This is a genomic window from Streptomyces sp. NPDC104309 (assembly GCF_055584025.1).
The window spans coordinates 266,227-275,212 of the sequence record NZ_JBVJMV010000010.1 but is presented as its reverse complement, the minus strand read 5'-3'; the positions used below and the strand labels follow the sequence as shown (position 1 = coordinate 275,212).

Genomic DNA, 8,986 nt, shown 5'->3' with positions numbered 1-8,986 from the left:
TCGCTATGACAAGCGCGGCTATGTCTACCTGGGCACTGTCACCGCAACCGCCCTCGTCATCTGGCTCCGGACGTGATCGACCGGACAAGTCCTAGACCTTTTTGGGGTGTGTGCCAGTGTTCGCCGGGTGCGGGAGCGGCACCTCGACGGCTACGACCTGAACCGGGCCGCCACTCGCCATCTCGTCCGGCCCGGGGCGGCGCGTCCGGCGCACCGTCGTGCCGGTTCGCCCCGTCGTATATCGGGCGGACCGCGCCTGCGGCACCCGGGCCGACGGCGCCCGGCGTCAACACGGCGTTCCCCGGTTTCTCGCGTCCGACGTAAAAAGGTGGAAAAGCGGGTAAACCATTGAGGCGTGTACGGCATCCTCCCAGGCGTGATGAGCCTGACGGGGACACCGTTCTTCCTGGCCACGATCGCGCTGGTCGTGGTCACCGTGCTGCTGCCCCTGCTGTTGTGGAGCCGGGTGCGTGGTCCCGCCGTGGTGCGCGGCACGGCCCGCCTGGTGATGGTCGCCTCCGCGCAGGCGGCGGCCGTCCTGAGCGTCTTCGTGATGGTCAACAACTCCAACGGCCTCTACGACAACTGGGCCGACCTGCTCGGCACCGGACACCACATCGTTGCCGCGCCGAGCCTCGGTCGCGACGGACTCGGGGAACACGGGCGTCTGGCGAACGAGCCGAAGGTCGTCCAGGACTTCAGCCTGACGCACGATGCCCGGATGGGCCGCGGCGTTCGCGTCACCCAGCTGAACGGCCGGGTGTCGGGGGTGCGCGGCGAGGTCTACGTATGGCTGCCGCCGCAGTACGGCCAACCGGCCTTCCGGCACCGCAAGTTTCCCGTGGTCGAGCTCCTGGGCGGCTTCCCCGGATCGGCGAAGGCGTGGTTCGGGAGCCTGCGCGTGCAGTCGCAGCTGGAGTCCGGGATGCGCAGCGGGCGGATCGCCCCGTTCATCCTCGTGGAGCCGCGGACCAACCTGCTGGCGGGGCAGGACACCGGGTGCGCCAATGTGCCGGGCGTCGTGGACGCCGAGTCCTGGCTGAGCGTGGACGTCCGGCGGATGGTGACCGACACCTTCCGCGCGCAGAGCCGTGCGAGCGGCTGGGCGGTGGCCGGGTTCTCGGCCGGGGCACACTGCGCCGTGAAGATGGCGCTCGCCCACCCCGACCGCTACCGGGCCGCCGTGGGCCTCTCCGGCTACAACGACCCGGCCGCCGAACGGGTCTCCCTCACGGCCCGGGACCCGAAGCTGCGGCGCGTCAACAACCCGCTGTGGATTCTGCGCCACGCCACCACCCCGCCGCCCGTCGCGCTGTATCTCTCGGGCGGGCTCAACGACGGCTACCGCGACGGCCTCGCACTGCGGCGGGCCGCGGTGTTCCCGACACGGGTGGCGGTGGCCGAGGTGAGCGGGCCGCACACCATCGGGCTGTGGAAACGCCAGGTGCCGCAAGTCTTCCGTTGGCTGACGGCAGAACTGGCGCCCTACCCGGGCGGGGTCGCTCGCGCGAAGGGCATCTGAGCGACGGGGCCGGGCCGGTCGCGGGCCCGGCCGGCGCGTGTGCCTCGGCTGCCGTGAGTCCGCCTCCGCGGGCGGGACACCGGACTCCGTCGGTGCGTGCCCGCAGCGAGCCGTGGCGCACGAGCGGAGGCTTCGTCCGGCGCCCGGCCTCCGGCGGCAGACCGGCCTCGACGGAGACCGAGCGGGGCGTGCCGGATCCGGCAGGTGCGCGGTGGTGCGACCCGTCCGACCGGAGGTGCGCGGTCCGCGACCTGTCCGACCGGAGGTACGCCCCCTGTGCCCGGTCCGCCACGCTGTCGGTCGGCCCGGCCCGGGGCGAAGGCCGTATGAGTGCCCCATCACGGCACATACGGTCCATCGCCCCGGGCTCGGCGCACGCGACGTTCCCGGACTCGGGGTTATCCGGGGAGCATGGAGCGTCGCCCGGGGGCAGCGGAGGACTGCATGCTCATGCCGCCGTCGACGACGAGGAGCTGGCCCGTGAGGTAGCGGGACTCGTCGGAGGCGAGGAACACCATGGTGTGGCCGATGTCCTCGGGAGAGCCCAGGTACGGCAGGGCATTGCCCTTCTTCAACGCTTCGACGACGTCGTCGGGCAGGTTGTTCTCCAGGGCGGGGGTCATGACCGCCCCGGGGGCGACGGCGTTGCAGCGCACGTGGTGCGGCCCGTACTGGACGGCGATCGACTTGGTGATGCTGACCACTGCGGCCTTGACGGCGCCGTAGGAGGTTTGCAGGACGTCGCCGACGAGTGCGGCGACGGAGGCCGTGTTGATGATCGAACCGCCACCGGCGCGGATCATGTGGGGCACCGCGTGCCGGGCCCCCAGGAGGGTGCTGCGCATGTTGAGGGCGACGGCGCGGTCGAATTCGTCCATGTCCATGCGCAGCAGGTCCAGGTCCTTGCGCGGGTTGGTTCCACCGACGTGGTTGCACAGGACGTGCAGTTCGCCGAACTCGCTGATGGCTGCGGCGACCATGGCGGCGACCGAACTCTCGTCGGTGACGTCCACGGTGACGGGCAGCGCCCGGCCGCCCGCGACCGCGATGATTCCGGCGGTCTCCTCGGCGCTTTGGGCGTTGTGGTCGGCGACCACGACTCGGGCGCCCTGGCGGCTCATCAGTTCGGCGGCGGACCTTCCGATCCCGCTGCCCGCGCCGGTGATGACCGCGACCTTGTCCTTGAGGCGATCCATGATCATGTCCTTTCGTCGTACCTGTTGGTTCAGTGTTTTCCGGTGACGGCCCGGGGGCGCGCCGGGGCCGTCCCGGCGTTCTGCTCCGCGGCGGAGTGCTGGATGCGTGGGATGGCGAGGGCGAGGAGGAGCCCGACGGCTGTGGCGAGCATCGCGACGACATAGGTCATGCGGAATCCGTTTTCGGCCGGCACCTCGGCCGGACCGAGCCGCATGGTCATGTTCGCCAGGATCGCGGCCATCACCGCGCTGGACGTGGAGGTGCCGATCGAGCGCATGAGTGCGTTGACCCCGTTGGCGGATGCCGTCTCGGTCACGGGCACGGACCCCATGATCAGGGCGGGCATCGCGGCGTAGGCGATGCCGACACCGGCGCTGACGATCATCGAGGTGATGACGATCTGCCACACCTGGGACATCAGGAGCAGTCCCGCGCCGTAGCCGATGCCGATGACCGCGACGCCGATGAGAAGCGCGGCGCGGGCACCGTGCCGGGCGGTGATGCGGGCGGAGACCGGTGACAGGGCCATCATGACCAGGCCGCCCGGCGCCAGTGCGAGACCTGCCGCGAGCGTGGACTGCCCGAGCCCGTAACCGGTGGCTTCGGGGGACTGGAGCAACTGCGGCAGGGTCAGCGACATCGCGTACATGGCGAAGCCGACGAGTACGGAGGCGAGGTTGGTGAACAGCACGGGCCGGCGAACGGTGACCCGAAGGTCCACCAACGGCTGGGACACGCGCGTCTCGTAGACCGTCCAGAGCACCAGGATCACGGCGCCGCCCGCGAACAGTCCGAGGGTGGCACCACTCGTCCAGCCCCAGTCGCCGCCCTTGGTGACCGGCAGCAGCAGGCACACCAGTCCGGCCGCGAGCCCGATCGCGCCGGAGGTGTCGAACCGTCCGGGTGCCTGGTTCGGGGATTCGCGCAGGAGGAGGACCACCAGCGCGAGGCACACCAGTCCCAGTCCGGCCGCGAGCCAGAACAGGACGTGCCAGTCGGCGTACTGGACGATGGCGGCGGCGACGGGCAGGCCGATCGCACCACCGACCCCGAGGGTCGCGCTGACCAGTGACACGGCGCCGCCCACGCGTGCGGCCGGCAGTTCGTCGCGCAGGATGCTGATGCCTACGGGGATGACACCGGTGGCCAGGCCCTGCAGCACCCGTCCGGTGATCACCGGGATCAGGCTGTCGGACAGGGCGCACACAACGGAGCCCACGACGAGCGTGACCAGGCTGGCGATGAGGATCTTGCGTTTGCCGAACATGTCGCCGAGGCGTCCGGAGATGGGTGTCACCACGGCTGCCGCGAGGAGCGTGGCGGTGATCACCCAGGACGCGTCGGACGGCTCGGCGTTCAGCAGGTGCGGCAGTTGCGGGATGATCGGTACGACGAGAGTCTGCATGAGCGACACCACGACGCCGCTCAGTGCGATCACGGCGGTGACCGCACCCGGTCCCATCGTGCGGGTGGATGAGTCTGACAACGAAGAACTCCTTGAACGAATCGGCGCCCGTGGGGCGCGCATGGGCATGAGCGGGTGAGGTCACCGCGGCGTGGGCGCACCGGCGGCGGGCACGGCGCGGGTGGGGCCGGTGAGCGGTCTCGGCGCAGACGTGGTGCTTCCTTCGGGGTTCCGGGCGAGGACGGCGGTGGCGCGGCCGTTCAATCGGTGGACGCCGGTGAAGCGGTCCCGGTCCGGACCGAGGCCATGGGTGGGGACTCCGGGTGAGGCGTGACCACGCCGCGCACGACGATTTTGTGTGGCTCCCGGTCCGTCCGGAAGAAGGGGACGGGGAGCGGTACCCGTGTGCCGTCCAGCGGATTGGCGGCGGTATGGGCCTGCTGGACGGCATGCGTCCGGAGTTCCAGTAGATGCCCGCGGTGACGCGGGTGGTACCAGGCGGCCACGCCTCCGCAGACGTGGCCGCCAGGTGCGGCCCGGCCGTCCGCGTCGCAGCGCACCCCGTACGCCGGGTCGACTCCGCTCGAGGGAGCCGGTCCGTCTTCGGTACCGAGACGGCCGCGGTGAGCACGGCCTCGGCGGACAGAGGGGTGCCGTCGCTCAGCAGCACGGTCAGGCATCCGTTCCCGGGGGAGTCCGTCACTCCCGCGCACGGTTCGGACTGCGCGCCCGGTCAGTGCGGTGGTGCCCGTCCTCGGGCTGATCTGCGCTCATGTGGGGCTTCATGCCTCGGGTGCGTCGGGAGGGTGGGGCGCACAGAGCCTTCTGAGCATTGTGCACATGATGTGCACTCTACGCATCGTATGCACAATGCTCAAACCGTGGCGCTCGTGGCTCCGGAACGCGGGGCATGCGCGATGATGAGCGGGAACCGACGGTGGAAGAGGATCAAGGACATGAGTGAGCAAGAGCGCGGGCTGAGTGAGCGAGAGCGCCGGCTGAGTGATCTGGAGCGTGAGCTGACCTTGCTGTCCCGGCATTTCATCGCCGCGCGAGGCCCCCGCATCGGCCAGAGCCTGGAACGCTCGGCCTATGTTCTGCTCACTCGGCTGGAGGTCGGTGAACCGCTCACGCTCAAGGAGCTGGCACACACCTGCCAGGTAGGCGTCTCCACCATCAACCGCCAGGTCAGCGCCATGCTCCGCAACGGCCTGGTGGAACGAATCCCCGATCCCGACGGGGGGATGGCCCGGAAGTTCCGTCCCACCGCGCTCGGCCTGGAACGTCTGGAGGCCGACCGTGCCGTCAGCCGCGCCGGGACCACGCGCCTCATCGAAGCGTCGGGCTGGGCGGACCAGCGAACCGAGCAGTTCCTCACGCTGCTGGTCGAGTTCAACCAGAGCATCGAACAGTTGGAGGGGCTCACGTGGTCCCGCACAGAGCGGGCCGAGAATCCTTCGGCCGCGGACTGACCGATGGATACCGGCGGTCAGGTCCTGGCTGTGCGGTCGGCGCGGGGAACGGGCGCTGCCCTCGGTGTCTCTTCACCTGTCGGACGCGTCTGACCGCGCCATGGCGGCGGCCGTCCTCGTCTCCGCGCGGCAGAACAGGGGGAGCCGGCCAGTGGACGCGTTCACCACATTCCACGGGCAACAGCGACGAGCCGGGTGGCAGTTCGCCCGGTTGACATCCGATCACCGCAGGCATGCTTCGAGGGATCCTTCCTCGGGCGGGTAGTTCGAGGGCAATCGCGTCCAACACGGAGCTCCGGATCGCGCGCACCCTGACACCATGCATGGTTGCCGGAACGTCTTCCTGCGGTCACTCGGGCGCGACACAATCACCCGCATGACGATCACCACGGATATGGCGCCCACGCACAACGGTCCGGTCGTCCTCGTGCGCGGGTTTCTGACCGGCGGCGTGACCGGGGTGACGCCGGCCGCTCTGGTCGTCGGCATCGTCATCGAGAACGTCCCCTTGTTCCTCACGGGCCTGGGACTTCCTGTGGTGTACGGCCTGCTCCTCTTTCTGGCGGGCATGCCGAGGCGTGCCCGCGAGGCGGCCGTCGTGCCGTGCACGGCTCTCGCGATGATCGAGAGCCTGCGCGCGGGTTCGAGCGAAACGGGGGACGTGCCGATCCACTTCGTCCTCACGGTCGCGCCGGACGACGCACCGGCGTTTCGCGCAGAGATCACCCAGAGCATCAACCTGGCCGACCTACCCGGCTACCGGCCGCGCGGCGTCCTCGTGGTCCAGTACCCACCGGACCGGCCGTGGCGAACCCGGATCGTCACGCGGCCGGCACCGGAGTGGGAGAGCCGGGCGGCCGACGCCCGCATCGACTCCGCCCCCGAGTCCGCCGTGGTGCAACAGCCTCCTGAGGGCTGTGCGTTCGGCACCGTCTTCCTCATCGGCCTGCTGCTCGGCGCCGCGACGGTCGTCCTGCTGTTCCGCGCGGCCCTGTTCGGTCCGGAGAGTTCCGGGCAGTCGCCCGCTTCCGCCAAGCCGTTCGTTTCCTCGTCGTCGTCCACCACGGTCACGTCCACGGAGGTATCAGGGACGGTCGCCCTCGGGCCGGACCAGTCCCTGCTCGACGGGGGCGAACTGCGGCGCGCAGTCGCGTCCTTGACCAAGGACAAGGACGCACCGCAGGCTGTTGCCGTCGTCGTCCAGGAACGGTTCATGTCAGTGGTGTTCACCCCCACCGGTTCCGCCGCCCCGCACTTCGACCTGCGCTCGCTGCCCTACGACCGCATCCCCGTCCTGGTCCAGGAGGCCACGACCACCCTCGGCGTCCGCTCCCCACGAACCTGGCGACTCACCGCAGACCACCTCACCGGCCGCCTCACCATCCGCGTCACCGTGACCGGACCGAACGGGGCGGCGTCACTCGACGCGGACGGTGCGGGGCAGGTCGTACGACGCAGCCCGGCCCGCTGACCGACGATCCAGCTCCGGCAGACCTCCGCCTCGCACCCGGGCTGTGAGCAGGGCGGGGACGGCTCCGGCACCCGGTCCCAGCGGCGGCCTGCTGCCCCGCGAAACGGATTCGGTCGGCCTGCCGCACAGTGCTTCCGGGGCGGCTTCAGGTGCTCACCACTTCTCGGACCGCCGTGCGGAAGTCCTCTGTCCGCAGATACGTGGGATGTGCGGGGCGGGCGAGGTGGACCGTGTGGCGGGGGCGTCGGAGGCCGGGACGAAGCAAACGCCCGGATGGCCGTGGCTCTCCGCCGTGCCCGCCGCGCGCGTCCCCCGGCGGAGCGCGTAGCGACGGCGTATGTCCGCTCGATCGAGGGCGCGCAGACGGGGCAGGTCTACCGGGTGCGGCAGCCCCGGGCCGCTGCTGCCCAGTGTTCCGTTGCCGGAGCTCGCAGTGGTGGAGCGCTGCAGAGTGTCTCGCCGCGCGAGGCTCACCCGAGCTGCGGCAGGACGACCGGACTGGTCAGGAATCGAGAAGCGCGCGCCCCGCAGCCGCACATAGCGTCTTCTCATGGCTTCCATCACATCCCTCACCCTTGAGGCGGCAGACCCGGCCGCCGCCAACCGCTTCTACACCGCCGCCTTCGGTTTGGACACCCAGGTACGTGTGCGGGCCTCGGAGACGCCGCCGGCCGGCTTCCCTGGGTTCACGCTGTCGCTCACGGTGTCCCAGCCGGCCACCGTCAAGGGCTTCATCGACGCGGCTCTCGACGCCGGTGCCTCGCCGGTGAGGCCGGTCACGAAGTCGCTCTGGGGTTACGGCGGCGTCGTACGAGCCCCCGACGGGGCGCTCTGGAAGGTCGCGACCTCCGCGAAGAAGGACAGGGGCCCGGCGACCCGACAGATCGAGCAGTTCGTACTCCTGCTGGGAGTCGACGACGTGGCCGCGAGCAAGCAGTTCTACGTCGACCGCGGCTTCGCCGTGGGCAAGAGCTTCGGCCGCAAGTATGTGGAGTTCGCGATGCCGTCGAGCCCTGCCAAGCTGGCGCTGTACGGTCGCCGGGCCCTCGCCAAGGACGCCGGCGTCGCTCCCGATGACACCGGATCGCACCGGCTCACCATCGGCAGCGACGGCGCTCCCTTCACCGACCCGGACGGGTTCGCATGGGAGACGGCGTCGTAACCGGGTACTACTCGGCTCGGCGTGACACCAGGCGTCGGCCACCCGGTCCTGTCCCGGGACCGGTGCCTGGTCAGTTCAGACGGTCGGCCCAGTCCGCGGGGACGCGTCCTTGTGGTCCGGGAACGGGTTGATCGGCGGGGTGGCTGTGCGGCGGAGCGAGGTCAGGCCCTGCCTCGTACAGCTCGGACGTGTCGTAGTTCCAGAACCACGTCTCGCCGGGCTCGAAGCTCCGGATGACGGGATGGCCGGTCGCCTTTGCGTGGGCGGTGGCGTGCTTCGAGGGGGAGTCGTCGCAGCAGCCGATGTGCCCGCACCGGGCGCAGCGCCGCAGGTGGAACCACCAGCCTCCGGAGGCGTCGCATGCGGCGCAGCCCGTGCCGCTGGGCGGGACGCTCGGATCGATTCCGTCTGCCATGCTCATGCGGCTCCTCAGAGTGTCACCTGCCGACATCCCCTGTGAGGGGTGAGCGGCATGCGCCCGGGGTGATGGTGCCAAGGGTGCCATGAAGAGTGCCTCAGATCCGTCAGGTGAGGTACTGCAGCAGTGCGACGACTGCCGGTGGTGCCTTGCCGGGAGGGCGTGCCGCGATGTCCTTCCAGCGCGGCGCGTGCCCGGCAAGCCGGTGTCGCGGTCCACGCCGACGGCGCGACAGGAGGCGATGGTCCGCACCCTGGAGGAGACGCCTGCGGGCGGAACGCACGGGGCAAAGCGGGAGCCCGCCACAGTGGTGGGGATCTCCCTGGCACCCCGGCCCCT

General features: G+C 70.5%; 7 protein-coding genes. 4 read left to right on the top strand and 3 right to left on the bottom strand.

Features of this window, described 5'->3' with window-relative positions:
• The first annotated feature begins 355 nt into the window (after nucleotides 1–355).
• A complete protein-coding gene (locus tag ACZ68L_RS17630; protein ID WP_469577720.1) occupies nucleotides 356–1,522 on the top strand; it encodes an alpha/beta hydrolase in 1,167 nt (388 codons plus the stop codon).
• Between the two features lie 398 nt (nucleotides 1,523–1,920).
• On the opposite strand, the gene ACZ68L_RS17625 is transcribed toward ACZ68L_RS17630, so the two are convergent.
• Together ACZ68L_RS17625 and ACZ68L_RS17620 are read right to left on the bottom strand one after the other, a co-directional pair.
• The gene (locus ACZ68L_RS17625; RefSeq protein ID WP_469577719.1) at nucleotides 1,921–2,718 is read right to left on the bottom strand and encodes an SDR family NAD(P)-dependent oxidoreductase; all 798 of its coding nucleotides are present in this window, start codon (nucleotides 2,716–2,718) and stop codon (nucleotides 1,921–1,923) included.
• A 29-nt stretch (nucleotides 2,719–2,747) separates the two neighbouring features.
• On the bottom strand, nucleotides 2,748–4,181 hold the full coding sequence (locus ACZ68L_RS17620; protein WP_469577726.1) for an MFS transporter: 1,434 nt from the start codon (nucleotides 4,179–4,181) through the stop codon (nucleotides 2,748–2,750).
• A gap of 899 nt (nucleotides 4,182–5,080) precedes the next feature.
• On the opposite strand from ACZ68L_RS17620, the gene ACZ68L_RS17615 reads away from it, so the two are divergent.
• The 3 genes from ACZ68L_RS17615 (at nucleotide 5,081) to ACZ68L_RS17605 (ending at nucleotide 8,229) form a co-directional block, all read left to right on the top strand.
• Nucleotides 5,081–5,596 carry a MarR family winged helix-turn-helix transcriptional regulator gene (locus tag ACZ68L_RS17615; protein ID WP_469577717.1) on the top strand — a complete coding sequence of 172 codons (516 nt, stop codon included), beginning with the start codon at nucleotides 5,081–5,083 and terminating at the stop codon, nucleotides 5,594–5,596.
• A 376-nt stretch (nucleotides 5,597–5,972) separates the two neighbouring features.
• Entirely contained in the window at nucleotides 5,973–7,067 is a 1,095-nt protein-coding gene (locus ACZ68L_RS17610) for a hypothetical protein (protein WP_469577716.1), read from the top strand.
• A 550-nt stretch (nucleotides 7,068–7,617) separates the two neighbouring features.
• Entirely contained in the window at nucleotides 7,618–8,229 is a 612-nt protein-coding gene (locus ACZ68L_RS17605; protein ID WP_469577715.1) for a glyoxalase, read from the top strand.
• A 70-nt stretch (nucleotides 8,230–8,299) separates the two neighbouring features.
• On the opposite strand, the gene ACZ68L_RS17600 is transcribed toward ACZ68L_RS17605, so the two are convergent.
• Entirely contained in the window at nucleotides 8,300–8,650 is a 351-nt protein-coding gene (locus ACZ68L_RS17600; protein WP_469577713.1) for a UBP-type zinc finger domain-containing protein, read from the bottom strand.
• Between the last annotated feature and the right edge of the window lie 336 nt (nucleotides 8,651–8,986).